General features: G+C 46.0%; 20 protein-coding genes. 14 read left to right on the top strand and 6 right to left on the bottom strand.

Features of this window, described 5'->3' with window-relative positions:
• Positions 1-3 precede the first annotated feature (3 nt).
• The 4 genes from RA156_RS06060 to RA156_RS06045 all read left to right on the top strand — a co-directional run bounded on the left by RA156_RS06060 (position 4) and on the right by RA156_RS06045 (position 5,018).
• Positions 4-441: a FixH family protein gene (locus RA156_RS06060; protein WP_306643665.1), complete on the top strand. Its 438-nt coding sequence runs from the start codon at positions 4-6 to the stop codon at positions 439-441.
• Positions 441-1,133 (top strand): sulfite exporter TauE/SafE family protein, encoded by a 693-nt coding sequence (locus RA156_RS06055; protein WP_306643664.1) that lies wholly within the window; start codon positions 441-443, stop codon positions 1,131-1,133. The genes RA156_RS06060 and RA156_RS06055 overlap by 1 nt, the downstream gene beginning before the upstream one ends.
• A 78-nt stretch (positions 1,134-1,211) precedes the next feature.
• Complete coding sequence (locus tag RA156_RS06050; protein ID WP_306643663.1) at positions 1,212-2,612, top strand: PQQ-dependent sugar dehydrogenase; 1,401 nt, start codon at positions 1,212-1,214, stop codon at positions 2,610-2,612.
• A 3-nt stretch (positions 2,613-2,615) separates the two neighbouring features.
• On the top strand, positions 2,616-5,018 hold the full coding sequence (locus RA156_RS06045; RefSeq protein WP_306643662.1) for a TonB-dependent receptor: 2,403 nt from the start codon (positions 2,616-2,618) through the stop codon (positions 5,016-5,018).
• On the opposite strand, the gene RA156_RS06040 is transcribed toward RA156_RS06045, so the two are convergent.
• Positions 5,019-6,980 (bottom strand): OmpA family protein, encoded by a 1,962-nt coding sequence (locus RA156_RS06040; RefSeq protein ID WP_306643661.1) that lies wholly within the window; start codon positions 6,978-6,980, stop codon positions 5,019-5,021.
• Between the two features lie 70 nt (positions 6,981-7,050).
• Here RA156_RS06040 and RA156_RS06035 point away from each other — a divergent pair, with 70 nt between their 5' ends.
• Positions 7,051-7,557, top strand: coding sequence for a metallophosphoesterase family protein (locus RA156_RS06035; RefSeq protein WP_306643660.1), 507 nt, complete (start codon positions 7,051-7,053; stop codon positions 7,555-7,557).
• Here the strand turns inward: RA156_RS06035 and RA156_RS06030 are convergent.
• Entirely contained in the window at positions 7,548-8,408 is an 861-nt protein-coding gene (locus RA156_RS06030; RefSeq protein WP_306643659.1) for a hypothetical protein, read from the bottom strand. The two genes, RA156_RS06035 and RA156_RS06030, sit on opposite strands and share 10 nt — an antisense overlap.
• Positions 8,405-8,875 carry a DUF4293 domain-containing protein gene (locus tag RA156_RS06025; RefSeq protein WP_306643658.1) on the bottom strand — a complete coding sequence of 157 codons (471 nt, stop codon included), beginning with the start codon at positions 8,873-8,875 and terminating at the stop codon, positions 8,405-8,407. Before RA156_RS06025 ends, RA156_RS06030 begins: the two co-directional genes overlap by 4 nt.
• A 268-nt stretch (positions 8,876-9,143) precedes the next feature.
• Here RA156_RS06025 and rho point away from each other — a divergent pair, with 268 nt between their 5' ends.
• The 9 genes from rho to RA156_RS05980 all read left to right on the top strand — a co-directional run bounded on the left by rho (position 9,144) and on the right by RA156_RS05980 (position 20,189).
• Entirely contained in the window at positions 9,144-10,814 is a 1,671-nt protein-coding gene (gene rho / locus RA156_RS06020; protein WP_306643657.1) for a transcription termination factor Rho, read from the top strand.
• An 11-nt stretch (positions 10,815-10,825) separates the two neighbouring features.
• Entirely contained in the window at positions 10,826-11,377 is a 552-nt protein-coding gene (locus RA156_RS06015) for a hypothetical protein (protein WP_306643656.1), read from the top strand.
• 59 nt (positions 11,378-11,436) lie between these two features.
• Positions 11,437-12,150, top strand: coding sequence for a type IX secretion/gliding motility protein PorT/SprT (gene porT / locus RA156_RS06010; protein ID WP_306643655.1), 714 nt, complete (start codon positions 11,437-11,439; stop codon positions 12,148-12,150).
• A 53-nt stretch (positions 12,151-12,203) separates the two neighbouring features.
• On the top strand, positions 12,204-14,102 hold the full coding sequence (locus tag RA156_RS06005) for a polysaccharide biosynthesis protein (protein WP_306644180.1): 1,899 nt from the start codon (positions 12,204-12,206) through the stop codon (positions 14,100-14,102).
• An 83-nt stretch (positions 14,103-14,185) separates the two neighbouring features.
• Positions 14,186-15,919 (top strand): carboxypeptidase-like regulatory domain-containing protein, encoded by a 1,734-nt coding sequence (locus RA156_RS06000; protein WP_306643654.1) that lies wholly within the window; start codon positions 14,186-14,188, stop codon positions 15,917-15,919.
• A complete protein-coding gene (locus tag RA156_RS05995) occupies positions 15,909-16,427 on the top strand; it encodes a hypothetical protein (RefSeq protein ID WP_306643653.1) in 519 nt (172 codons plus the stop codon). The genes RA156_RS06000 and RA156_RS05995 overlap by 11 nt, the downstream gene beginning before the upstream one ends.
• A 50-nt stretch (positions 16,428-16,477) precedes the next feature.
• Positions 16,478-18,430, top strand: a complete 1,953-nt coding sequence (locus tag RA156_RS05990) for a lectin-like domain-containing protein (protein ID WP_306643652.1) — start codon at positions 16,478-16,480, stop codon at positions 18,428-18,430.
• A complete protein-coding gene (locus RA156_RS05985; RefSeq protein WP_306643651.1) occupies positions 18,427-19,551 on the top strand; it encodes a cytochrome-c peroxidase in 1,125 nt (374 codons plus the stop codon). The genes RA156_RS05990 and RA156_RS05985 overlap by 4 nt, the downstream gene beginning before the upstream one ends.
• Positions 19,548-20,189: a class I SAM-dependent methyltransferase gene (locus tag RA156_RS05980; RefSeq protein WP_306643650.1), complete on the top strand. Its 642-nt coding sequence runs from the start codon at positions 19,548-19,550 to the stop codon at positions 20,187-20,189. Before RA156_RS05985 ends, RA156_RS05980 begins: the two co-directional genes overlap by 4 nt.
• Positions 20,190-20,249: 60 nt before the next feature.
• Here RA156_RS05980 and RA156_RS05975 read toward each other — a convergent pair whose 3' ends face one another.
• From RA156_RS05975 to RA156_RS05965, 3 genes are all read right to left on the bottom strand, one after another.
• The gene (locus tag RA156_RS05975) at positions 20,250-23,087 is read right to left on the bottom strand and encodes an FG-GAP-like repeat-containing protein (RefSeq protein ID WP_306643649.1); all 2,838 of its coding nucleotides are present in this window, start codon (positions 23,085-23,087) and stop codon (positions 20,250-20,252) included.
• 105 nt (positions 23,088-23,192) lie between these two features.
• Positions 23,193-24,848, bottom strand: coding sequence for a 4Fe-4S binding protein (locus tag RA156_RS05970; RefSeq protein ID WP_306643648.1), 1,656 nt, complete (start codon positions 24,846-24,848; stop codon positions 23,193-23,195).
• A gap of 4 nt (positions 24,849-24,852) precedes the next feature.
• A complete protein-coding gene (locus RA156_RS05965; protein ID WP_306643647.1) occupies positions 24,853-26,214 on the bottom strand; it encodes an NAD(P)/FAD-dependent oxidoreductase in 1,362 nt (453 codons plus the stop codon).
• Positions 26,215-26,313 lie beyond the last annotated feature (99 nt).

Genomic DNA, 26,313 nt, shown 5'->3' with positions numbered 1-26,313 from the left:
ATTATGAAATTCACTTGGGGACACGGAATCACACTATTCATTATAGGTTTCATCATTTTCATGAGCTACCTCACCATTCAGGCATTTAGTGTCGATTTTGACTTGGTAGCTGAGAACTACTACGAGCAAGAACTCGCTTATCAAGAGCAATTAGATCGTATGCAGAATCTCGCTAACGCGGGAATCGAACCAGAAGTCATCATCGACCATCAGCAAGTTGCTGTTGTATTGAACGATGACAACACATTGACCTCAGGGAAGATCAAGTTGTACAGTCCAGCTTCAAAGCTTGGTGACCGCGAGGCCGAATGGACCAACGAAGTAGCCGGCACCTTCGGACTACCAACAACTGGACTTAACCCAGGATGGTATGAGGTTCAAGTACATTGGGAAATGAACGGGACGAATTATTATTTCGAACAAGAGATCGAACTGAAATAATGCTGTGGGCAGGACTCATATTAGGCTTAGCCAGTTCACTCCATTGTCTTGGCATGTGTGGCCCTTTGGTTCTCGCACTTCCCGGTGGAAACAAATCAGCTTCACGCAGATGGTTTAACAGATTCAACTATCACTTGGGTCGGATTGTAGTCTATGGCGTCTTAGGAAGCATTGCTGGGCTGATCGCTAACGGGATTGAGCTCTTCACTTGGCAACGTTCTGTAGCCATCTTTGGAGGCATAGCCATGATAGTCTTTGCCCTCGTTCCTGCGCTGGTCCACAAAATGAAGTTCACAGGGCCGTTGGCCAAATGGCTGGGACACACTCGCTCTTCCCTTTTCAAACAACTACAGCGTGAAGATGTATTCTCATGGGTGTTCCTGGGTGCTGTCAATGCCTTGTTACCATGTGGAGCCATCTTCGTCGCACTTGCTGGAGCTTTAACCACGGGTTCCTTTGCTGGTGGTGCGCTCTTCATGATGTTATTTGGAACAGGCACGGCAGTGAGCTTGCTCTTGCTTCATCTGATCAAAGATCGCGTTGGCTTCGCTCAGAAAAGCTTGAACCGCATAGCACCTTGGTTAATGGCCTCTCTCGGCATCTTGCTTCTCGTACGCGGAATGGACCTTGATATCCCCTACCTCTCACCTGGTTTAGATCTTATGACCGGGAACGTAGGTGGTTGCCATTAGAAGCTTTCCAACTTGAACTTATTCGGTGCTTTCGCTAGCGCGGAATCGTTCGTACATTAGTCGAGCAATTTTGAAACCATGAATAAGTTCTTACTCACTGTGCTGGCGGCTTTTGTCAGCGTTTCTTCTTATTCTCAAGACACTTGGGAAGTTGGAAGTACAACCCTCACAGAATACGACCTGGTTACCGGGGTTCAAGTTCCTTGGGAGATCCTCTGGGGTCCTGACGATTACATCTGGGCAACAGAACGCCGCGGACGTGTACTTCGCATCGATCCAGCAACAGGGAATTACACCACAGTACTTGACTTGACCAACCTCATTCCAAACAACGGTTCTGGAGAACCAGGAATGCTTGGTATGGCAGCTCACCCTGATTGGGCGAATGAACCAAAAATGTTCATCGTCTACAACACTGGTGGTGGTTGGAATGTCTCTGAGCAATTGAGCTCTTTCGAGTGGAATGGTTCAGAATTGGTGAACGAAGAAGTAATTCTAGATAATATTCCTGGTGGTGGTATTCACAATGGTTCCCGAATCCTTATTCTTCCAGATAACACGCTCATGATGACGACTGGTGATACCGGAGACGGTGGTGCGAGTTCTCAGGATGAAAACGACATTGCCGGAAAGGTGCTCCGCATGAACCTCGACGGTACTATTCCTGCTGACAACCCTGACCCTACATCATTGGTATACAGCATGGGACACCGTAACTCTCAAGGATTGTGTCTCGGTCCAAATGGATTGATCTATTCTTCAGAGCATGGACAATCAACAAATGATGAGTTTAACATCATCGAACCAGGACGTAACTACGGATGGCCTGACGTTGAAGGATTCTGTGACCAAGCTGGTGAAGCTGGTCCTTGTGCAGATCTAGATGTCCGCGAGCCACTTCAAGTATGGTCACCTTGTATCGCTGTAAATGGAATTGAGTATTACAATCACCCTGCTATTCCAGAATGGCAGAACAGTGTACTGATGGCGGTGCTTGGTGGATTAGGAGCGAACTACGAGCGACTTTCAGTATTGCACATGAGTGATGACGGTACAGCGATTGAAAGCGAAGATCAGTTCTTCAGTGAATTCAACCAACGTGTTCGTGATGTATGTGTAAACCCTTATACAGGTGCTGTATATGTAGCATTGAACGGACCTAGCTATCCTGGTCAAGGACCGAACATCATCAAAGAGTTCGTCAATGAAGATTACTTGAGTGTTGAAGAACAACCAGTTCTTGGACAAAACGTAAAGCTCTACCCTAACCCAGTTCAAGACAACTTGAACATTGAGTTTACAGATGATTTCTTGGGAGCAAGCTTCCACCTAATCAGCTTTACAGGTCAAATTATCGAGCGTTTCGTTATTGCAGAGAACCGAGTGGTTCTTCCAGTAACAGATCTTCCAGCAGGTAAATACTACATCTCAGCCACTTCTGGTTCGGGAACAATAACGAAGACTTTCATCGTTAAATAATCGATGGTTAAAAATACTTTCCTCTTACTAGCAGCCCTCCTCATTGGAGGGCTTGCTTATTCTCAGCAGGGCTTTCTTGGCAAAGTGATCGATGTTGATAGCGGTGAACCCATCAATGGCATAGCCGTTGTTTTCGAAGTTGCTGGAGACACTGTGTACACCAATGCACTAGGTGAATTCTACGTTGATGTACTTGCGGAAGGGAGTCAATCTAGCTCTTTCAGCACCCTTTATCTCGGTGGCTTAAATAGCAACACTGCTTTCTACACTGACACACTAGACTTTGTCGGAGGAGCTTATGGGGAACGTGTTCCAATGACCATTGACCTTAAAGCAGAAGACCTCAATGCTCAGACTTTTGAGCTCACCGCACGATTCCAACAGCTCGTTAGTATTCCTGAAGCGGCAGTCATCTCATACGAAGATGAATCCATCAACCACCCCATGTCAACGGTACGGGTGCGTCCACAACAACTCGCGGCTAGCGATCAGAGCTCTCTTCAGATTGCATTAAATGACGTGCCAGGAGTTCGCTTTGAATCAAGAGGAAATGGAGGAAGTCGTCGACTCAACATCCGTGGTTCGATGTTACGCTCTCCTTTTGCGGTGCGTAACGTAAAAATCTTCTATGATGATTTCACATTGACAAGTCCAGACGGACAATCATCACTTGAACTTCTAGACCCTCAAAACATCGGTGAAATCGTGGTTGTGAAAGGTAGCGCTGCCAGCGTCTATGGCGCTGGAACTGGTGGAGTACTCATCGCTAAGTCTCCAGACATTCTCAACCGAGGGAACTTCCTGAGAACCTCATTGTCGGTAGGTAGCTTCAATTACGTTAGAAGTGCTTCTGAGTTGAACATTGCAGGTGATGATATCGCCTTGCGACTGAGTCATTCCTTCCAAGAAACAGAAGGTTATCGAGAACAAGAGGCAAATAAACGTCAGCAATTCGACGTGCAGCTTGCGTACAAATTGAATAACACACTCGACTACAAATTATGGGCTGTTCAATATCAAGGCAAATGGGGGCTCCCAGGAGGGATTAATGAAGAGCAAGCAACTGAAGACCCGAGGCAAGCACGACCGTATGCAGTGGAGAACAACACACATGTGAATCGTACACGTCAACGGATTGGAGTATCACAACGCTGGACTAAAAGAAGGTTCACTAACACCACCAGTGCCTTCATCAACAACACTTCAAAGATCAACCCTTACGGCACATCAAACTTCTTCAATGGCTACAAGGACGAAAAAGCGCAAGGAGGTGGCATCAGAAACGTGTTTAAGTATCGTTTCATCGACAATATCGACAACAAACCATTCAAGCTAAAAGCAAGACTATTTACGGAATTTACCCGTGAAGACAATCAGCTAGATGAGTTTGATAACGACGGTGGTAAGGCCGGTGAATTGAGATATGAGAACGAAACGCTGTCGCAAGAATTCACTGGAGGTCTCACGCTATTTGCTGAGTACAGGAAGCTTCTCATCCAAACAGGAGCTACATACTCACTTCGAACAATCAACACCACAAACGTCATTCAGTCTGCTCAAGATAGTGTGACTCGGCAATTGACCGACCGTAACTTTGACGGATTCCTTCCCTTCTTCCGCGTAAGCGTGGAATACCTGAAGAATCAGTCTATCTACGCTGGGGTAAGTGCTGGGGTCAGCCCTCCTAGCCTCTTTGAATTGTTGGATCCAGGTACCGGAGTGATCTCTGAAAGCTTAGAGGCAGAAGAAGCGTTGAATGTTGACCTTGGTCTACGCGGCTCCGTTAAGAACTGGATGAGCTATGATTTAGGAGCATATCAAACGCAACTTCAAAATGGAATTCGTGAGTTTGAAGACAGCACCGGCACTTTCTTTGTGAATGGGAACGACCAGCTTCTTCGTGGCCTTGAAGGTCGACTGAATTTCAACTTCTACGTTGGAAAGAAAGGTCTCTATGCTTGGGGATTGTCGTTGAATGGCGCGCTTCAACACCTTCAATTTGAGACCGAAACCAGTGATGAAATTGGTCCACATGTTGCGCTCGAAATTGAAGATAAGTACCTACCCGGTTCCGCGTTAGCGATGTCAGGATCAAACTTATGGATTGAAGCGCTTCAAGGAGTTCGATTGAACATTAACTGGCAATGGACAGACCGCATGCCGGCGAATGAAGCCAATACTGTTTGGTTAGCTTCATACCACTTGGTGAACCTGCATTTGGATGTGCGAATGCACGATTTGATCGATATGGGACCTTGGTCGGCGACACTCTCTGGAGGTGTACAGAACTTGCTCGACACTGAATACTCATCATTTGTCGCATTCAATGCCTTTGGAGGTCGATTCTTCAACCCTAGTCCAGAGACGAACTACTACGGTACGATTTCAGTGAGAAGAAAATTCTAATTAGCGGCCGAGAATTTTCATTTCCGTACGACGGTTTTGTGCTCGACCAGCATCCGTTTCATTGGACGCCACTGGTTGCGTTTCGCCGTAACCGGCTGAAGTCAATCGATCTTGCGCAATGCCCTTTGAAACGAGGTAGCTTACAACACTCGCTGCACGACGTTCAGACAGACTCTGGTTATCTTGGTCAGAACCAACGTTATCCGTGTGTCCGCCGATCTCAATTTTCAAGCTCGGAGTTTGCTCCATCATCGTGGCCAGCTTGTTCAGCTCTGCTTTTGACGTCTCTTTGAGCACATCACTATTCGTGTCAAAGAAGACGTTATTCAAGACAATTTTACTACCGGGCTTCATCTTCTCTAGTGGAGCATCGAGATCGATGCGTTCCCCAGCTTCAACGTTCTTCAGTGAGAAGTTTTGAGAGAAAAAGAGGTAGTCAGGACGAGCCACATTAAACGCGTAGTCTTTCCCAGGAGGCAACACTGTTAGGAACCTTCCTGTCTCTGGATCGCTGTACGCCTCAGTAACCACTTGACCAGATTCAAGGTCAATCACTTCTACCTTCGCTTGAAGTTTACGGAGTGAAACACGGTCATATACTTCGCCTGTTACATAGCTAATGGCCTTCGGACGTACATTCTCAGGCAACTCGAAGCTGTAGAGATCGAGGTCTCCGTACCCACCCTCACGATCACTCGCAAAGTAAGCTGCAACACCGGCAGCATCTACCAACAAAGAGTTTTCGTCTCCTCCGGTATTGATTGGGTAACCCAAATTCACTGGAGTTCCCCAGGAACCATCTGGTTGTTTCTTACTCATGAAAATATCCAAGCCTCCCATGCCTGGGTGACCGTTGGAGCTGAAGAAGAGCGTCTCTCCGTCTGGGTGAATCATTACTGACTCTTCTTCAAACGGCGTATTCACTTCACCTGGAATACGTTTCGGCTTACTCCAATTCCCGTCGTCTTGGATTTGAGCGTAGTAAATATCTTGCTTGCGAATGCCTTGTCCTGTGTGCTTTCCACGAATGAAATAGAGGGTACGTCCATCTGCACTGAACGATGGCTGAGAGTCCCAATCATAGCTGTTGATAGGACGAATATTTTGGACTTCCATCCATCGTCCACCAACGCGTTGGGCTACGAAAAGATCGCAGCTTCCTAGTCCGTAATATGGTCCCCAATCGCCTCCGTAGCTTTCACAAGCCGTGTAGATAAGCATCTGACCATCAGCACTTAAAGTTGGCGCACCTTCATTAAAGGCTGAGTTAATTTCTCGTACGGGTTCTCCTTGTCCCCAGCCAGAATTAGTACGCTGTGAAACGTAGAAATCCTCTTGCTTCCCTCCTCTGACTCGGTTGTCTTTTACGAGTCTTGTGTATAGGAATGTCTGTGAATCAGCTGTAATACAAGGGAAGTATTCTGGAGCTTCAGAATTGACTCCTGGTCCTAAATTCACAGGATCAAATGGGACTGGAGATGCCATAGCCTCTACCGCAAAATCACACGAGGCGATCATGAGATCAGCTTTCTGGTTCATCATGGGATCGTCAATTCCCATTTTACGGAATGCTTCGAATTGGATCTTCGCATCAGCATAATCGCTTTCCTTCATCAACAAATCTCCGAGAAAGAAGAAAGTCTGCGGGAACATCTTTGGCTTGCGAATAGTGACTTCTCTAAGATCATTGATTGAAGCCTGCATGTCTTTTTTGTCGCTGTTGATTTGAGCGCGAAGAAGGTAGGCCTCAGCAAAATCAGGAGAACGCTCAATCGCCTTATTGATCTGCTGTTCTGCTTCTCTATCAAGATTCATTTCGTACGCAGAAACGGCTTCTTCGTACATCTTGATTGATTTCTTATCGCTGATCGAATACCTTCCAGGCTGAGCTGATACTATGATTGTGAAACAAGTGAATAGTATCGCTAGCGCGGAATATAGGGCGTGTGTTCTCCAATGCATGGACCGAAGGTAATCATTCATGCCTGTGGAGATTCAAAAATCCTGCCACGACTACTAACTTCGCACTGTTATGAAAATCGGATTGCTCTCAGACACCCACGGTTATATTGATGACCGTATCCTGCATCACCTCAGTAATTGCGACGAAATCTGGCATGCAGGCGACATAGGAACGGTTGAAGTTTCTGATACGCTAGAGGGCTTCAAGCCATTGCGTGCTGTCTATGGGAACATCGATGGAGATAAACTACGTCGTATTCACCCTGTAGAACAACACTTCGTGGTTGATGGAATTACTTTTTGGATGACACATATCGTTGGCAGACCGGGTCGCTATTCAAAGGGCATCCCGGAATTGATCCGTCGTAGAAAACCAGACGTCTTGATCTGTGGGCATTCGCATATCTTGAAGGTGACGAAAGATCCTGTTTTTGATTTGCTCTACATCAATCCAGGCGCCGCTGGAGTGCATGGTTTTCATAAAACGCGTACACTTCTACGTTTCGACATCAAGGAAGGGAAAATTACCAATATGGAAGTGGTTGAGCTCGGCCCCAGAGCCAAACCTCAGAATTGAGCTTGAAACTGCTCTTCGAAGCTTCTAAAAGCACTCATGATCGAATCTAGTTTCAAGAAGATTCGTTCAGTGGCATCTACGTCTGGGCGTTCGTTCATGTAGGGACCGTAGTAGAATCCATCAGTAGGACGTGCAGTCACGTAGCGGTCTTGTGCGTTCTGAGAGCCTGTGATGGTAGATTCCAGCACCTTGTGATTGGCTTGCATTTCAGAAACGGGTTGATAGGCATTGCGGTATTCTTCGCTTCGTTTGTCCCAACCCAATTGATTCAATGTTTGTTTTGAAGACGCTATCGCGGAACCTTGAGCTTCGAGAGAATCTTCCCATTGCATGATGCGCACCAAGAGGGAATCAGCATAGAGTTCGTGGGAGACAAAAGTGATTTCGTGCACGGCAATGATGCTGTCGTAGGAATGGAGTTCTGCCTTGAATCGCGATTCTATTTCTAGTGCTTGCTTTTGAGATTCAGTGAATTTCGTTTCCATGCTTTCAAAAGCGCTTTGCTCGATTTTGCGCTCAGAGCTTAAGGCGGTCAGTTCATCATTCCCCCAGTTGTAGTAGGCCGCTCGTGCTTCTTGCATTTCATTGAGCGTTACACGCATAGATTCAACATGAGCTGAAAGCTGGGGGTATGGAGCACTATCTTTCGCTGTGCACTCCATAATCATTCCCTTGTGGAATTCTTGACGATCAAAATAGTTCTCAATGGCAAAGTGCTCACCATTGATGAGTTGTGTGTTTTGTTCGTCGAGAAGTTGCTTGAATTGAAGAAGTCCTTCCTCATCCTGGCAGGCACCTGCGAAGAAGAAGAACGAAAGTAGAACTAGACCGTACTGTCTCCAGCTTTTCATCGGATGCGATCTAGCGACTTCACGAGCTGCTCATCTTTACGAATTCCGCGACTAGCGAGGAATGTAAAGGCAAAAGCAACAAATGGCATGAAGAACCCTACGCTGTATGAGAATTGTGGTTCAGCAATCTCAAGAGACCAGTAGTTCTGATCTGTGAAGTACCAAATTGCCACTACACAAAGTAGAAGCAACACGTAACACATGCGGATGATCTTCGACTGCACGTTGCGATTGCGGTATTGAAGAATGGTCGCAAAAAGAATCGCTGCAGTGACAGAAATAAGCGCTACTGGAAGCATTCCGTATTCTACCTTCCCTATTTCTCCATTGCCCTTGGTGATCTTGTACAGAGACAATTCACTTTCAATGCCCGCGGCATCTGTGAAGTGTGCGATATCTACGAAGAATACCACAACCAATGAGATCACGGCAAGAAGCAAATAAACAGTCTGAATACGCTGTAGCATGAGAATCTTTTTGGCAAAGATAATCGGTCTTCCAGAACCATTTACGAGTTCCTTAAATACTGCAGCTACACGCTTCGGCGCTAGCCAACAACCCCTTCATTCAAAGCGAAATACAGCTTATCAACAATGACCATTAATAAAATTGAATTGAAAAAGTGACGTTCACATCTAAAAGTGGTAATATTGTGATGTCGAATCCGACACCAATCCCAACTACATCTGATTACACCGGCACAAATCTGAGACCGGTACCATTTTAACCCCCTCTATGTTTGATATAATTGAGTTGAATAGCAAGAAAGTTGCTGAACTGCGTGAAATAGCAAAGGGACTTGACATTAAGAAAGTTGACCGTCTGAAGAAACAAGAATTGATCTACATCATCCTTGACGAACAAGCGATCAACCCGACGAAGACGAAATCACTGAAAGGAGATAAATCGGCGCCAGCCGCTGAAAAGAGCGAACAAAAGCCGAGAGAACGTCAACCGCGTAAGCGCGCACCACAAAACGAAGATAAGCCTCAGGCTGAGAAGAAAGAAGGTGACGCACCGGAATCTAAAGACGAAAAGCCGAACAACAATCGTGGACGAAACAACGATCGCAATGATCGTCGACAAGGCAATAAAGACGGTGACGGACGCAACGATAAGCGTAACGACAACCGTTCGAATAATCGTAACGACCGCAACGATCGCGGTGATCGCAACGACAAGCGAAACAACGATAAAAGAAATAACGACCGCAATAACGGTCAACGAAATAACGACCGTAACCGCAACCGCCAGAGCAACATCGCTCGTCCGGATGAACACGGTTACAACTTCGATGGGCTTGTAAAAGCTGAAGGAGTGCTAGAAATGATGCAGGATGGATACGGATTCCTGCGTTCAGCAGACTTCAACTACTTGAATAGTCCTGATGACGTTTACGTTTCACAGTCACAAATCAAGCTTTACGGACTCCAAACTGGAGATACTATCCTTGGTGAGGTTCGCCCTCCGAAGCATGGTGAAAAGTACTTCCCGTTGATCAACGTTCACAAGATCAATGGACGCAAGCCTGAATTTGTGCGTGACCGTGTTCCATTTAAATTCTTGACACCACTCTTCCCGAATGAGCGTTTCAAGTTGGCAGATAACACACGTAACGTCAGCATGCGTATCATGGACCTCTTCGCTCCTATTGGAAAAGGTCAGCGTGGTATGCTTGTAGCACAGCCAAAGACTGGTAAGACGACCCTTCTCAAAGACGTTGCTAATGCCATTGCCAAGAACCACCCAGAAGTTTATTTGATCGTTCTTTTGATCGATGAACGTCCGGAAGAGGTGACAGACATGAAGCGTAGTGTGAACGGAGAAGTGATTGCTTCTACCTTCGATGAGCCTGCAGATCGCCACGTGAAGATTGCTAACCTCGTATTGGAGAAAGCAAAGCGTATGGTAGAGTGTGGACACGACGTATGTATCCTTCTTGACTCGATCACGCGTTTGGCTCGTGCATACAATACGGTATCTCCTGCATCAGGAAAGGTACTTACGGGGGGTGTTGACGCGAATGCATTGCAGAAGCCTAAGCGTTTCTTTGGTGCTGCTCGTAACATTGAAAACGGAGGATCTCTTTCAATCATCGCTACTGCGTTGACTGAAACTGGTTCGAAGATGGATGAAGTGATCTTTGAGGAATTCAAGGGTACCGGTAACATGGAACTCCAGTTGGATCGTCGTATTTCTAACCGTCGTATCTACCCAGCCATTGACATTCTTGCTTCAGGTACACGTCGTGAAGACCTTCTATTGGAGAAAGACGTGTTGATGCGTATCCACATCCTTCGTAAGCACTTGGCTGATATGAACCCTGTGGAAGCAATGGAATTCATCAAGGATCGTATCACAAGCACCAAGAGCAACGAGGAGTTCTTGATTTCCATGAACGGATAATCTAAACCGCTGTGACAGGAATAGACAAGCTGATCTTTATTTGCGTTGGCCTATGGCTGGCGACGAAAACGGGGCTACTCTTCGTATTGCCGTTTGAACAGAATGTCTCAGCTGGAGTGATGATGAACTTGTTCTTCATCCTCTTGATCGCTGTGTTCACAATTCGCAGAAAGGTCAAAGACACTCCAGCAGGACAATCGCACTTTCTCGACGATTTGAAAACAGTGGTGCGTGCGACGTCGAAGTATGTCATTTTCGCCATCATAGCATTGGGTATCTTCAATTATGCCATCGCTAAAGACACCATTGCCCTCAAGAACGATAAGGCACGCAGCGAGATCGAGGAATCTTTCGCCACGGAAGAAAGCTATCAAGCCATGGTAGCCGAGAATCCGAACTTGGTTGGAATTGACCGAGAAGAAGCGAAAGCAAAGTCGATAGAAGCGTTTGAGTTCTTTGGAAAGTGGTACGTGCAAATGACCTTGGCCCTGCTTGCTTTGATGGCCACAGCGATTGCGTATTCTCTTCTCGCCTCATTGCTTTGGCGTAACCTTATGAGATAAAGATGGTAATAAAGCCAGTGAACTCGCGTTTGCTAACTTGTAACTACAATTGATCTTCCGTGCATAAACGAATCGTTCTCATAGCATTACTGCTCACCATCGTCTCAGGGGCTTTCGCCCAGGGGGTGAAGATGAAGAACCTGCCTTCGTTTGACTACAAGAAGTATCACTTTGGGTTCTTGTTGAGCACCAACACCAGTGATTTCTTCTTTGATTATCGTCCAGACTTCACGTTCCAAGACTCTCTTTTGGGTATTGAAAACGTGCGTCAAAGTGGATTCAACCTGGCTTTGCTTGCGTCATTAGACCTCACACCTAACTTTCACTTGCGGTTCATTCCCGGACTGAGTTTCCAAGATCGCGGTTTGAATTATCGATTCCTCTTGGAGGATGGAACCCAAGACATCTTACTTAAACGTACGGAGTCTGTGTTCCTTGATTTCCCTCTGTTAATTAAGCTTCGGACTAACCGAGTCGGCAATGTAGCTGCCTATGCTTTGATTGGAGGTAAGTATAGTATTGACCTCCAGTCTCAGAAAGACGTTGACAATGCGGTGGAAAGCGATGTCATCATTAAGCTTCAGAATCGAGACTATAGTATTGACGCCGGTGGCGGAATTGACTTCTTCCTCCCCTATTTCAAGTTCTCCATAGAGATGAAAACCGCCTTTGGATTGCCGAATATGTTGATCCAAGAAGAGTCGCGGTTCTCCGCCCCAATCGAAAGCCTCCGCACGCGGACTTTTATTTTCTCTCTTTGTTTTGAGGGGTAAGCTGATAGAGACACGCTCACGTCCATATCTATAGCATATATTTGCCCGTGTCCATGTTGATCCCAAATAAGAACACGCCGCGTTGGCTCATCTTTTTGATTGACCTCGTCATTTGTGTGGTAGCGTTTGCGGTAGCTTATTTGTTGCGCTTTGAGTTCAATCCTCCGCAAATTGAGATCGACTTAGCGATTCGCTTCTTCCCTATCTTCTTAGCTGTTCGTGCCCTGAGTTTCTTCCTTGGAAAAACTTACGCCGGAATCATTCGCTACACATCTACTCAAGATGCGCAGCGCATCTTCATCACCATCCTCGGAGGTTCACTGGTTTTTGTGATTGCCAATCAGCTGCGCTACAGCGTGTTTGACGGTATTTACTTCATCCCGAATAGCGTCATTGCTATTGATTTCTTGATGACTTTGTTCGCGATGATCGCTTCCCGTATCCTCGTGAAGGTGGTTTACCTCGAGCTGAAGTCTCCTGTGCGATCGAAGAAGAACGTAGTTATCTATGGTGCTGGTGAAGCCGGACTCATCACAAAACAAGCTATTGACCGAGACCTTGAATCAGGCGTGAACGTCATCGCCTTCATCGACGACGAAAAGAACAAGTCGGGGAAGAAAATCGAAGGAGCATCCATCTACCATTCAAGCAAAGCGGAAGAGTTCTTCTCGCAAGGAAAGGTGGATGAAATGATCATCAGCATTCAGAATTTGGGACCTGAGCGAAAAGCCATGATGATTGATCTGGCCTTGGCGTACGACGTGAAAGTATTGAACGTCCCTCCTGTTCGAAAATGGATTAACGGAGAGCTTAGTCTTCGTCAGCTTCGTGAAATACGCATTGAAGACCTCTTGGGCCGTTCAGCTATCAAGTTGGACAATCCAGAAGTTCGCAAAATGCTACACGGCAAGAAGGTATTGGTTACCGGCGCTGCGGGAAGTATTGGAAGCGAATTGGTTCGTCAAATTGCTGCCTATGAGCCGGAACACTTGATTTTATTCGATCAAGCTGAAAGTCCGCTTTATGACATTGAGTTCGAGATGAAGGCTATGGGTACCGCTTCATTCTGCTCCTTCGTCATTGGTGATGTCCGCCAAGAGGACCGCGTGCGACGACTGATGGAAGCCTACCAACCTGAAATCGTATTCCACGCTGCAGCATACAAGCACGTGCCGTTGATGGAGGTCAATCCTACTGAGGCCATTCTAGCCAACGTTTTAGGAACAAAGAATGTCGCAGACCAAGCCGTGAAGCATAAGGTGGAGCGTTTTGTCCTCATCTCGACGGATAAAGCGGTAAATCCTACCAGTGTGATGGGTGCAAGTAAACGAGCCGCTGAAATCTATTGTCAGTCGTTGAACGCGCAAAGTGAGACTTCCTTTATTACGACTCGATTTGGAAACGTACTTGGATCGAATGGTTCAGTCATTCCGCTTTTCAAGCGTCAGATTGAAGCCGGCGGACCTATTACAGTAACACATCCAGAAGTCACACGTTTCTTCATGACCATCCCCGAAGCCGTTGAATTGGTTCTTGAAGCTGGCGTCATGGGCGCTGGAGGTGAGATTTTCCTATTCGATATGGGAGAATCTGTTCGGATCATGGATCTGGCCAAGAAGATGATTCGTTTATCAGGGCTTGAACTTGGGAAAGACATTGAAATTAAGATCACTGGACTTCGTCCTGGAGAGAAGCTTTACGAAGAACTACTCGCCAACGAGGAAGACACGCTGGCAACGCACCATTCTAAGATTCTGAAGGCAAAGGTGCGTGAGTATCCATTCGAGGCGGTCAAACTTGAAATTGAGTCGTTAGTAGCCCTCTTCTCAGCACAAGACAACCAAGCCTTGGTGAGTAAACTGAAGAGCATCGTTCCTGAATACAAGAGCGAAAACTCAGAGTTCAAATCGCTCGATGTACAGGCAGCATCCTCTTCGAAATCTGAGGATTGAATTGTGATCAATGATTGAATTTCGCCCCTTAAGGGATTGATATTAATCTCCTTCAATTCGTACTTTTCATTCAACGATCAACTATGAAAAGAACTCTACTCTTCCTCACAGTCTTTGTGCTTTCGTTGATATCCGCTCAAGGACAGTCACCATTAGAGGGTAAAATTATTGATGCTTCCAGCAAACAGGCCATCTCTTATGCTACTGTGTATAATGAGGCTATGCGATTGGGTACCATCACCAATGATAACGGCTTCTTCCGACTTCAAACAGAAAGCGAGCAAGACAGTATTACCATCTCATTCATTGGGTACCAGCGATTCCGCGCTAGCGTAAAAGAACTCAGGACTAAGAAGGTTGTAGAACTGAAGCAAGACGTCACTTTGTTGAGCGTGGCCTTTGTTGAAGGCGATAATTCGTACCTGTACACCATACTCTCGAAATGCCGGAAGAAGCGTGATCATTCGTTGCAAGAAGCGCGTACCTACTTTGAGCTGGAGAACTTCATCAATGACGAGCAGATTGAGCTCGTTGAAGGGTATTATAATGGTGAATTTCGTTCGGGCGATGTCAGTCAGATTGAACTTAAGAATGGCCGATGTGGACTAAGGAAATTTGGAGACACCTTTTATCTCAGTACTTCCACTTCACGCGCGTTCCAAATGCAAACGATTTACGATCGTGCAAGCTACTTTCCGCGTACGCCTTTAGAATACAGTAGTCGAAAGCTCAAAAAGAGATATGAACTATCGTTGATTTCGCGAACACTCGATGATGAAGGGCGCACCATTTACACGATTGCCTTTACCCCTTTTGAAAAGAGTGATTGGTTCTTTGAAGGCACCGCTGTAATTGATTCAACCAGCAATCGTCTGTTGCGTATTGATTTGTCGATTGAGGATGCGGCCATCCACCCTTTCCTGCCGATCCTTCCTGAAGACACCATTCTGAACGTTGATATGCGCATCAGCAGAACCTTCGAGCTCGATGATCAACACAGTCGTTTCCATCACATGGATTTCGACTACAGCATTGAATACAAGGGGATTAACAGAGATCCTTACACCACATCAACGAGCGCCGTGCTTTTCGCATACAGCAACGGAGACCTGTTTGAATTGCCTCAATTAGAAGCGGATCTCACCGGAGCAAGTGATTATCGAATGATGAATGCCTATGCGCGGAATCCTTTCTTCTGGGAGAATTGTGCTGAGTTGCGAATGAGTGACGAAGATGGTGCCAACGAAGCTTTCTATGGGAGTCCATCGGTAATAACTGAAGACCTTCTCTTTGACCCTAACTTCACCTTTCCTCAAGGATTCAAGGCTGGAGGATTTCATTTCTGGAAAGAGAGCAGTCGGATTTCAGGTATTAATACTTTAGCTTCGAGTGATAGCACTTCCTTTTGGGATGAAACCATTCAGGAAATTCCCTATTTCATTGATTCGAAGTTGTACCTCGACATCAATGATTGCGGAGATTCGTTAGATATCTACACGCGCACCTTACTGGATCCATTTACTTCGTACTTCAATCTTCCACAGAATGGTAAAGCATTGGCTTTCATCAACATGTACGTTGATATTGCCGAAGTTGAGCGTCGCAGACTGCAATCGGAGTTAGTACAGGCTTCTGACATTCAAGAAATCAAGACCTTGTTTAATCACGCTAACGCGGAATTGGAACGCGAGTTACTCCGATACACGCGCGAGGTGCATCGCGGAGAGAATATGATTGCCTTCAAATCGTGGAATGAGTACATCAAGTATCACCTGGGTATCGACAACTTCGCTTACTTTCGGGTAGATGAAGAATAGTCTGATTGTTTTCCTCTTCTTCCTTAGCTCCTGTATCATCTATCAGGATTTAGAGCACAAGGATGGATTAATCCCATTGGAAGTAGGGTCAAAGACCTTCCAGTTCTACGGTGATTACATCTTCCACAATCCGGTAAAACGTGCATTTCAAGAGGACAAGAGCTTGGGCCCCGTCATCAAGAACATCCGATTCAAGCGTGATTTGCTTTATACCGGACATACCTATGGTGATCCTTATTGCGGTGTGGTCATTCTTCCTATTCCCCAGCATCAACACGTGATGCAGGCGATGAAAATTCCATTCATAACGTCTGAGCCAGTAGTTGTGAATGAAGTGGAGATGGTGAAAGACCTCTACAAGCTTCGAATAGACGACACCGATCTCAAGTTCATTGAATACCGATTCGAAGACAATGGCCAGCTGTACATGATCGCCTTTTGGGCTGATAATGAGAAGTCTAGCTGGTTGGAGCGGGAATCAATGAAAATCATGAAGAGTATCCAATAGTTAAGTGTTTAAACTACACTTACTCCCGCAATTATTCTTACTTTTATAGGATGCCGAAATCACTGCTGACCATAGCATTTGCGTTGTTCTCTCTGGGAGCCTTCTCGCAAACCTACTTCCTGCAAGGAAATGCCATTTTTCTTGGGGATGACTGTTACCGCTTGACCACCACTCAAACTTTCCAAAACGGTGCGGTGTGGTACGCGGAGCAAATCGATCTCACGGAGCCTTTTGACATCTCATTCCTCATGAACCTTGGGAACATTGATGGAAATGGTGCAGATGGAATCTGCTTCGTGCTTCAAACAGTAGGAAACAACGCCTTAGGTGATGCAGGTGGTGGACTAGGCTTCCTAGGTTTCTCACCGGCATTTGGTATTGAATTCGATACTTGGTCAAACACTGAATACGGCGACCCTCTCTTTGATCACATCGGCATGATTTCAAATGGAGACGTAAGCCATATTTCAGGAAACGCCATCGGTTCACCTGTTCAAACTTCTCAAGACAGCTTCAACGTGGAAGATGGTGATGACCATCAAGTACGCATTATCTGGGATCCAACGGACATGAGCGTAGAAGTCTACTGGGATTGTGTGTTCCGAACTTCTGAAACGGTTGATCTTATCAATGACATCTTCAACGGACAGTCAAACGTCTACTGGGGGTTCACCGCAGCCACAGGAGGTTCGTTCAACAACCAGACTGTTTGTCTCCAAGAAAACATTCTCACTTCTGAATCTGACGTGTTTTTATGCGAAGGTGGAACGATTGAATTGAATCCTGGTGGAGATCCTGAAGGCAACTTCACCTGGAGCCCAGAGACATTCCTTGATGATCCGAATATCCAAAACCCAGTTTGTTCGGCTACAGAAGACATCGAATACACGGTTACCTTCAGTGATGATTGTGGACTCGAAAGCACCACCATCATTAACGTTGATGTAGAAGCCTTAGAAGTCGGTATTTCCGGAGGTGAATTGGTTTCCTGTGCCTCTCCTGCCTCCACCCTCACCGCAAGCAATAACCTCGGTAATCCAAGTACTTACTCATGGACGACCGACGAAGGAAATTTCATCACCGGCACCACTGCTTCTAGCGTAGTGGTTGACAGTGCTGGTGTCTACACTGTGACCGTGAACTACAACGACCAATGCGAATCCACCTTTGAGTTCGTGGTGGAAGAAAACTTCGAAGTCAATGAACCAATGATTATTGACGTTGGCGAAATCAGCTGCTACACTCCTGAAGCAACGATCATCGCAGATGGTGATGGAACGACCAATTTCGGTTGGTTGGATGCCGGTGGCACTTTGCTCACTGATTCAAATGAATTAGATACAGATCAAGCAGGCACTTACGTGTTCTTCACTGTTCATCCTGAAAGTGGTTGTGAAAACTCAGTGAATGCTACCGTAGTTGATAATGTGTTCTTTCCAGAGATTTTCCCTGGATTCTCCGATACCTTGACTTGTACCGAGCCTACGCTACAAATAGAAGGAGTCTCAGTTAGTCCATCAGACGTAGACCTTCAATGGGTGGCAAACCCTGGACTCATCACCAATGGCCAGAATTCATTTAGTCCAACAGTGGCACTCGAAGGGATGTATACGCTCACGGCTACCATCCAATCCAACGGATGTTCTAGCTCAGCAACGGTTGAAATCTTCGAAGACGAGGATACCCAAGTCGATTTTTCTTCTTTGATTATCCCAAATGTCTTCACTCCAAATAACGACGGAACGAATGATGTTTTTGTCCCTTACCTTGCTGTAGATCAAGACTTAAACATACTATCGCTTTTCCAAGAGTATGATCTTCAAGTATATAACCGATGGGGAACGCTGATTTTCGAAACCACAGGACGCCCACAAGCATGGGATGGTCGTGACTCTGGTAATGAAATCAATGAAGGCGTTTACTATTTTATCTTAGATTACAGCTCGGCTTGCGGTGGTAGTCCAGATGAACCCATCACAGGTACGATTCAACTTATGCGATGAAAGGAAAGGTAGTATTGTGCATTATAAGCTTCGTCATAGTCTTCGCAGGCTGTAAAGAAGATAATGTACTCTCTCCTCCTCCAAGCAACGAGAAAACGCTATCTCTACCTGAAACTCCTTTTGACTACGAAGGAATTACGCTTCCTGCTTACTTCACCGAATCTGGTGCACTTGATCTTTTCGAGGCCATTCCGAGTGACAATCCGGTTACCAATCACGGTGCAACCTTAGGGCGTGTGCTGTTCTATGATGAGATCCTCTCTGTAGATGGTACGATCAGCTGTGGCTCATGCCATCATCAGGAACATGCTTTTGCAGACAACGATCGTTTCAGTGAAGGACTGAACGGTGTCATTACTCCTAGGAACTCCATGGCGATGTTCAATCTCCAGTATTCCCGCAGATTCTTTTGGGACCGGCGCACCAACGGACTAGAGAACCAAGTCTTAGAGCCTATTCAACATCCCGAGGAAATGGGCTTAACCTTGACTGAAGCTGTAGAACGAGTGGAATCACAAGACTACTACCCTGCTTTATTCGAGGCGGCCTTTGGTGATCCAACAGTGACCGCTGATCGCATGTCGTTGGCCTTATCTCAATTCATACGTTCGATCGTTTCATATCGCTCTAAATGGGATGAAGGTTATGATATTGACTTCGCCAACTTTACAGAGCTAGAGGCGGAAGGAAGAGAACTGTTCTTCAACGGTGTCACTCGCTGTAACCAGTGCCACATGACGGTTCAATTCTATACTCCAGGTACTGCTAACACCGGCCTCGATGAGAATTATGCCGACGGTGGTGCCGGAGACGTGAATGGCAATCCAAACGATCATGGCAAGTTCAAAATGGTGTCCCTCCGCAACTTGGGCTATACCGCCCCTTACATGCACGACGGACGCTTTGCAACCCTTGAGGAAGCCCTTGAACACTACAACAGTAACATCGTGGCTCACCCAAACCTTGATGACCGATTAACCTACGAACTCACCACAGGCGGAACTCCCATTGTGATGAATCTTTCTGAATCAGATATCGAGGCCTTAGTTGCTTTTTTGCATACTCTTGACGATCCTTACATGATCACCGAAGAGATGTATGCAAATCCATTTACTGAATGAGCCTTTTCTCCAGACTCTTTAAACGTTCTAAATTCGATTCAGCCAGTTACTGGGAATATCGCTATGCCGAGGGTGGAAATAGCGGAGAAGGCAGTTACGAGCATTTTGCTGACTACAAGGCAGAAGCCATCAACCAGCTCATTGATGAATTCAATTTAAGCTCAGGGATTGAGTTTGGCTGCGGTGATGGGAACCAACTCAACATGTTCCGCTTCAAAAAGTATCATGGCCTTGATGTGTCATCCACCATCATTGCCAAGCTACGTAAGCGCTTTGAAGATCGTCCAAAACTTTCTTTCCAGGTCTATAAAACCGGTGCCTCTAAAGAGATTCCAAGATGTGATGCTGCCCTTTCCATTGATGTTTTATATCACCTCACGGAAGCGCATGTTTATGATGCTTACATGAATGATCTTTTCGCTAGCGCGGAATCGATGGTGATCATTTACGCGTGGAACGAAGTCTATGTGGAAGGCAGTCACCCTAACCACGTACATCCAAGGCTTTTCACCAAAGACATTGAGGAGCGATATCCTGAATGGGAGTTGAATCGAAAACTCGACAACCCTTTCCACCCTCGTGCTCAGAACGAGCTTGCCACCACTCCGGCAGAATTCTACATCTACACCCGCCGATAAAAAACAATAGACATAAAAAAGGTGACCCTGAGGTCACCTTTTCTTATTTCATCAGTCGACTTATTCGATGATCAGCTTGTAAGCAGCTGTTTGACCATCGATCACAAGTTGAAGCTCGTATACTCCAGTAGCAAACTCAGAAAGGTTAACCACCTCTTGATTTGCGCCAACTGCAGACAACAATTGCTTATTTACAATCGTACGACCTGCAAGGTCTGTAATACGTAGCTCAACGTCTTTTTGCGCTGTCAATTCGTACGCCACTGTCACCATGTCAGAAGCAGGGTTAGGGAATACGTTTAGTGAAGCCAACGCTTCGATTTCTTCAATTCCAACAACAGTAACGATCACCTCGATACGGTCAGATACACACTCCCAACTTGGAGTAGATACATTCCAATCGTAGAAGAAGTAGTAGTATTCTGTTGCTCCAGCTCCACCTACTGAACTAGAAACGATTGTCGCCAATCCACCTAGATCATATGGGTATGCTTGTTCAGAGTTATCATCTTCACGCCATAGTTGTGGATCATCATCCAAGCTGCGTAAACCGTACCCTGTACCTGCTGGTACAAAGAAGCCTAGTTCAACTACTGACTCTCCTTGTGGCACGTTGAAGTCTCCTTGCGCTACGATTGTTCCGTTGTTATCGATTACTGCGATTGAGCGCATGCCTTCGTTTCCAGCGTACACTTTCACGTTATCGAGAATGATGTCTTCGTTTGCATCGAATACCAACCAGAAGTTAGAGTTGAAGTGGTACTGTCCGTTCACTTCATCGTTATTCTCTTTACCTCCGTTTCCTTGTACTCCACCGTAAGTATTTACGTCTTCTACCCAGAATGAAGTTGTGCTGTTCAAGAATGGCGTTTCAAACGTGTTACCAACGAAGATCGGATCAGCGTCCATTTCATTTTCGTACCAGTGAAGCTCATTTCCTGTGCCGTTTAATGTGGCAGTACCAGGGTTCTCAATGCTCTCATCTGGAACAGATGGTGTATCAGGCGCATCCAATACTACCACTGTGATTTCTTCAGACTCCAAGTCATCTGCACAAACACCAGGAACAGTTACGTAGTACGTTCCTGATTCAGTAACGGTCAATACTTGTGATTCTGTTCCTTCTGACCACTCGTAGCTATCAGCATTGGAAGAGATCAATTCTACAGAACCACCTTCACAGAATTGAGTATCACCGTTCACGGTAACTGAAGGAAGTTCCGGCTGCACTACAACAACCTGAACAATATTTGAAGCTCCCGGACATCCGTTCTCATCGAATACTGTAACGCTGTAGTTGCCAGTGGCAGCAGCATCTATGCTCATTCCTGTTTCACCGTTGCTCCATAAGTAAGTGTAACCCATAGGTGCTTCGATGTTTACTGATTCACCCGGACAGATTTCTAGTGGTCCGTTAGCAATGATGTCAACATTTGCCAACTGACACTCAGATTCGAAAATCGTATGGAAAGTGTTGATTTCTGGATCAGTGATTACTGTCTCCATTCCGCTTGGCCATTCGATCACTACTTCATCGATCTCAGTCACATCACCTAGACCGAAGTGTAGTTGGAACGTGTTGACGATACCGTAGCTTTCTCCAGCGCGCACTTCACGTACTTGTACTCCGAAGTCTCCGTAGATCTTCACCTTTGCCCCTACTGCGTTCTGGTTTGAGATGATTCCTTCTAGGTCGAATACCACCCAGTTGTTATCATTCGTTTCGTTCATCCAAACGCGATCGGGGTTGTTGCCGTCAGCGTCAACGTAGATGTTACCGTAGCTAGCGTATAGGTCTACAAAACCATCGCGGTTAAGGTCTCCAATACCGAAGCTGTGCATGGTATCATTGTAAGGGAACTTGTTTGGCTCCTCGGTGAATGTTCCATCACCATTGTTGTGGAAGTATGAGTGAACACCTCCAGCATAAACGATGTCGTTGTAGCCATCGTTGTCAAAGTCGATCATCTTCGCTTGAAGGAAGAATCCGTTCACGTCCACACCTGCTGCTTCTGATACATCCGTGAAGTTTCCACTTCCGTCGTTTTCAAAAAGCATCATGTTTGCTGAGTGGTTCGTGATCAAGGCATCAAAGTCACCATCGTTATCGTAATCAGCAAAATCTGCTGTCCATGACTGCTCGTAGAATACGAGTCCGTGAGCTTCTGCTTCTTCTGTGAAGTTACCTTCACCATCGTTAATCCAAAGCTGGTTAATACGACGTGGATCCATTGGATCAGAAACGAACTGACGACACTTCGCGATGAAAAGATCATTGTCACCATCGTCGTCTACATCACACCAAACTGAACCATAGTTTCCTGAGTGGTCTGTGTCTGGATAATCAGAGAAATCGTATGATTCGAAATCAATCATGAATTCGTTAGGTACCATTGCTCCGGAACCATTGTTTCGCCACATGCGAGAAGTAGCATCATCGTGACATCCGAAGAAATCTAGGTAACCATCGTTATCGATGTCGTGCATGTTACAGTCTTGCATGAACATGCTTCCGTTCTGTAGATCGAACTGTTCAGATACGCCTTGCTCGTCAATCGAGATGAAGTGAACACCATCGTAAGCACCTCCAGAAATCACATCATTGTGACCGTCGTTGTTCATGTCTCCAACAGAGAATCCCCACTGGTTAGATCCTGAGATCTGACCGTAGTTCACTTCTGTCCACCCATCAGCACCTTGGTAAAGTACGATGAGCGTGTTAGCGTTATCGAGAGTAACGATATCATCGTAGCCGTCATTGTTCATGTCAACTACACCGACAGTTCCGCCAGAGTGATATTCGTTTGGTAACTCTTCACCCATGTCAGCGAACGACTGAGAGAGAGCCATTGTTGGGACAGCCAAAAAAGCTGCTAATAAAAGATAGAATTGCTTCATTCGTCTTGGTTTGTGACAGTTAACAAAATCGAGCCGCGCAGGTTTAATCCGAGGCCGTGGAAAGGTACTAAGAACTTTCTGACGAATGAAAGACGTATACCTATATTACTTAGTTACATCTGTCGAAAGTTGGATTCCCTCTTTACCAATGATAATCGGATTATCATTGATACGTCCTTCTTCCGGACCGTTCTCCAATTTCAATACTCCACGCGGACAAACCGCTGAACAAATTCCACAACCGACGCATGAAGATCTTACGATGTTCTGACCACGCTGGGCATACCAGCGAACGTCGATTCCCATCTCACAGTACGTAGAACAGTTTCCACAAGAAATACACTGTCCACCATTTGTGGTAATTCTGAAACGGCTTTTGAAGCGTTGAACCAATCCCAGATAGGCTGCCAACGGACACCCGAAACGGCACCATACACGGCTACCCATCACTGGATAGAATCCGGTTCCAATTACTCCTGAGAATACTGATCCAATCAAGAATCCGTAGGTCTTCTGCACATCGTAGGTATCAACGCCGGCTACTTGAGATACTCCGCTGAAGTAGGTGTACAAGGTCACCCCCGTCATGAATATGGCGAACACCAATACTCCATGAATCAAGTAGCGCTCGATCTTCCATGCTTTGACGCTCTTGTCGCTCAATTGACGATAGGGATCACCGAGTGTTTCGGCCAACCCTCCACAACCACAAACCCAGCTACAGTACCAACGTTTTCCGAAGAAGTAAACAAACACCGGAACTGCCACAACAATCAAGGCAATACCCCAAACCAACATGAATACACCAAGTGTTCCTTCAGCAATCAACTGGTCCAAATTCCAATTGAAGAAGAAGTCGTAATCAAGTGGCCAGATGTTCTTGAAGTCCATAGAAGGACGATTGAAACGCGTCAACAATTCAGGAATCAAGAAGGCAAATGCCACCTGAAAGAAGAGCACACTTGAAGTACGCACAATCTGATAGCGGTTATTACGGTACTTCACGTACATTCTGATCGCCATAACGGTCATTACAGAACAGTACATCAGACCATACAGGAACCAACGGCTAGCATCTTGATTCTTCAAGAACTGGCTTGCAGGGTCTGTTGGGAATACCCATCCAAGGGTATAGTCTGGAAAGAAATAAAGTAGGATGTAGAAACTCACCAACCAGACAAATACCAGCCAGCCAATCCATCCTCTGTTCGTCGCCTTTTCATGGAACACATGGTGGTTCTTGATCCCTGGAGGTCCCATCAGTACAACATTTGGAAGAATATACATCAACCCTCCTATCATAGCCAAGCCGAAAGTCAAGAACAAGAAAAGCCCCTTCATTTCCACACTTGGTCCTGTGGCTGCGGGTCGCATCATTGAAGCCGCAAAATCTCGCGGGGCATCCCAAATGACAGCGTCCCAATTGCTTTCGGCTTTAAGTGCTTCGTTGTGCTCATTCAGCTGAGTTCTGATCGCAGAACTTAAAGCGACGAAATTCACTCCGTAGTCACCCTTCGTTGTCAACAAACGATCACGCAAGGCAGAGTACGAATCTACCTTGATTTTCGCTTGAGTAACGGCTGAGGTATCCCCTTCTTCGGCAGCCTTCTTCAAGTCGATTTGATAGCCATCGATAATGGGATCAAAGTGCTGATTCACGGTATAATCCGTGATCTCATAGCTTGGGAAAATCAAGCTAAACGTGAAGATCGAAATCCCTGCGATGAGCAGGATTAGTCCTATTCTCTTAATACTCTTCATGATCTCAGGCTTTGCTAAAAATGCGTTTCCAGCTTCTTTTCTTTGGAACGATCGCAGTGCCCTGTTCTGCGTTGAACTTATTGACCACCGCTTTTTCGTGAGTGCGATAGAATTCAGGATCAAAATTGGCATCTGCCAAGTACTCCATAATGTGATCTACCGAGCGTTCTTCATTGAGCCATTTATCAAATCGCTCATGGAGCATGCGGATCCCGAAAGTGTTGATTCCGTGGAATCGGCGGGTTGCTGTCTCAAAGACAATCTTGATACAGATCTTTCCATCCGGATGCTCCCAATAAAACTCAGATAATCCGTCTAAGTCACGCGCAGGAACGGTGCCGTAGGTCTGGTACTCGATATCAAAGAATTTTGCGCTATTGAACCAGTATCCTGGTTTGTATGGAGTTGGTGTCCCCGTTAGCGTTGCGCCAACTGTTTCCCCCATCATTCGTCCGGTGTACCACACTTGCTCAAGCGGTCTTCTACCTTTCGATGGATTTCTCATCTGAGCGCAATCACCGATGGCATAAACGTCAGGAATATTCGTCTTCAAGTATTCATCCACCAAGATTCCTCGGTCTATCTCAAGCTCGCCGCCTTTCAGAAAGGCTACGTTTGGTGAAACTCCGGCTGTCAATCCCACGAGCTGACATTCAATCGTCTCGCCGTCTTTGGTCTTGATAGCTTTGGCACGACCATTCTCATCTGGTATCACCTCTGCAAGCTCAGTGTTGAGGCGAAGATCAACGTGGTGCTCAATCATATGACGAGCAACAAGTTCCCCTTCCTCTTTCGGTAAAACGTTACCCCAGAAGCGGTCTTCTCGAACTAAGAATGTCACCTCAATACCACGTGTCAGCAGCATTTCAGCGAATTCCACTCCAATCAAACCTCCTCCTACGAGTACAGCTCGTTTTACTTTTTTCTTTGCTGGGTCTTTTACCAATGGACCATGGGTATTCTTTTCTAATAGCTCCAAGTCTTGGTAACTGTACAACCCTTGAACGCCATCAAGGTCTTGTCCAGGCCATCCGAATTTGTTGGGTTTAGATCCTACCGCAAGAATCAACTTATCATAAGCCAGGGTGCCTCCACTTGAAAACTGAAGTGTCTTCTTCGCATAGTCTATTGTAGACACATACTCACGCATCAGATCTATTCTGTTCTTAGACCAGAAGTGATCTTCAAAAGGCTTGGTGTTTTCGTAAGTCATATGCCCCATGTAGATATACATAAGCGCAGTACGACTAAAGAAATGATCGGTCTCCGCAGAGATGATCGTGATGCGATCGTCGCTGCGCTTCCGAATATGTCTGGCGGCGGTTACACCAGATATTCCGTTACCAATGATGACAGTATGAGACATGTACTTTAATTTCTAGAACGAAAGTAAGTGCATTGTTCCCGTCGTATCTCACGCAGTTCTAACATTATTCGAACACTTCTATATGAAGAAAGGCCAGAA

It is taken from the genome of Sanyastnella coralliicola (assembly GCF_030845195.1).
In the GTDB taxonomy this organism is placed as follows: domain Bacteria; phylum Bacteroidota; class Bacteroidia; order Flavobacteriales_D; family Sanyastnellaceae; genus Sanyastnella; species Sanyastnella coralliicola.
This window is presented reverse-complemented; position numbering and strand designations above follow the sequence as displayed.

Excerpts from the sequence above, each read along its gene's own strand:
- RA156_RS06060 (WP_306643665.1), top strand. The coding sequence starts at position 4 with ATGAAATTCACTTGGGGACACGGAATCACACTATTCATTATAGGTTTC.
- RA156_RS06055 (WP_306643664.1), top strand. The coding sequence starts at position 441 with ATGCTGTGGGCAGGACTCATATTAGGCTTAGCCAGTTCACTCCATTGT.
- RA156_RS06050 (WP_306643663.1), top strand. The coding sequence starts at position 1,212 with ATGAATAAGTTCTTACTCACTGTGCTGGCGGCTTTTGTCAGCGTTTCT.
- RA156_RS06045 (WP_306643662.1), top strand. The coding sequence starts at position 2,616 with ATGGTTAAAAATACTTTCCTCTTACTAGCAGCCCTCCTCATTGGAGGG.
- RA156_RS06040 (WP_306643661.1), bottom strand. The coding sequence starts at position 6,980 with ATGCATTGGAGAACACACGCCCTATATTCCGCGCTAGCGATACTATTC.
- RA156_RS06035 (WP_306643660.1), top strand. The coding sequence starts at position 7,051 with ATGAAAATCGGATTGCTCTCAGACACCCACGGTTATATTGATGACCGT.
- RA156_RS06030 (WP_306643659.1), bottom strand. The coding sequence starts at position 8,408 with ATGAAAAGCTGGAGACAGTACGGTCTAGTTCTACTTTCGTTCTTCTTC.
- RA156_RS06025 (WP_306643658.1), bottom strand. The coding sequence starts at position 8,875 with ATGCTACAGCGTATTCAGACTGTTTATTTGCTTCTTGCCGTGATCTCA.
- rho (WP_306643657.1), top strand. The coding sequence starts at position 9,144 with ATGTTTGATATAATTGAGTTGAATAGCAAGAAAGTTGCTGAACTGCGT.
- RA156_RS06005 (WP_306644180.1), top strand. The coding sequence starts at position 12,204 with ATGTTGATCCCAAATAAGAACACGCCGCGTTGGCTCATCTTTTTGATT.
- RA156_RS06000 (WP_306643654.1), top strand. The coding sequence starts at position 14,186 with ATGAAAAGAACTCTACTCTTCCTCACAGTCTTTGTGCTTTCGTTGATA.
- RA156_RS05995 (WP_306643653.1), top strand. The coding sequence starts at position 15,909 with ATGAAGAATAGTCTGATTGTTTTCCTCTTCTTCCTTAGCTCCTGTATC.
- RA156_RS05990 (WP_306643652.1), top strand. The coding sequence starts at position 16,478 with ATGCCGAAATCACTGCTGACCATAGCATTTGCGTTGTTCTCTCTGGGA.
- RA156_RS05985 (WP_306643651.1), top strand. The coding sequence starts at position 18,427 with ATGAAAGGAAAGGTAGTATTGTGCATTATAAGCTTCGTCATAGTCTTC.
- RA156_RS05980 (WP_306643650.1), top strand. The coding sequence starts at position 19,548 with ATGAGCCTTTTCTCCAGACTCTTTAAACGTTCTAAATTCGATTCAGCC.
- RA156_RS05975 (WP_306643649.1), bottom strand. The coding sequence starts at position 23,087 with ATGAAGCAATTCTATCTTTTATTAGCAGCTTTTTTGGCTGTCCCAACA.
- RA156_RS05970 (WP_306643648.1), bottom strand. The coding sequence starts at position 24,848 with ATGAAGAGTATTAAGAGAATAGGACTAATCCTGCTCATCGCAGGGATT.
- RA156_RS05965 (WP_306643647.1), bottom strand. The coding sequence starts at position 26,214 with ATGTCTCATACTGTCATCATTGGTAACGGAATATCTGGTGTAACCGCC.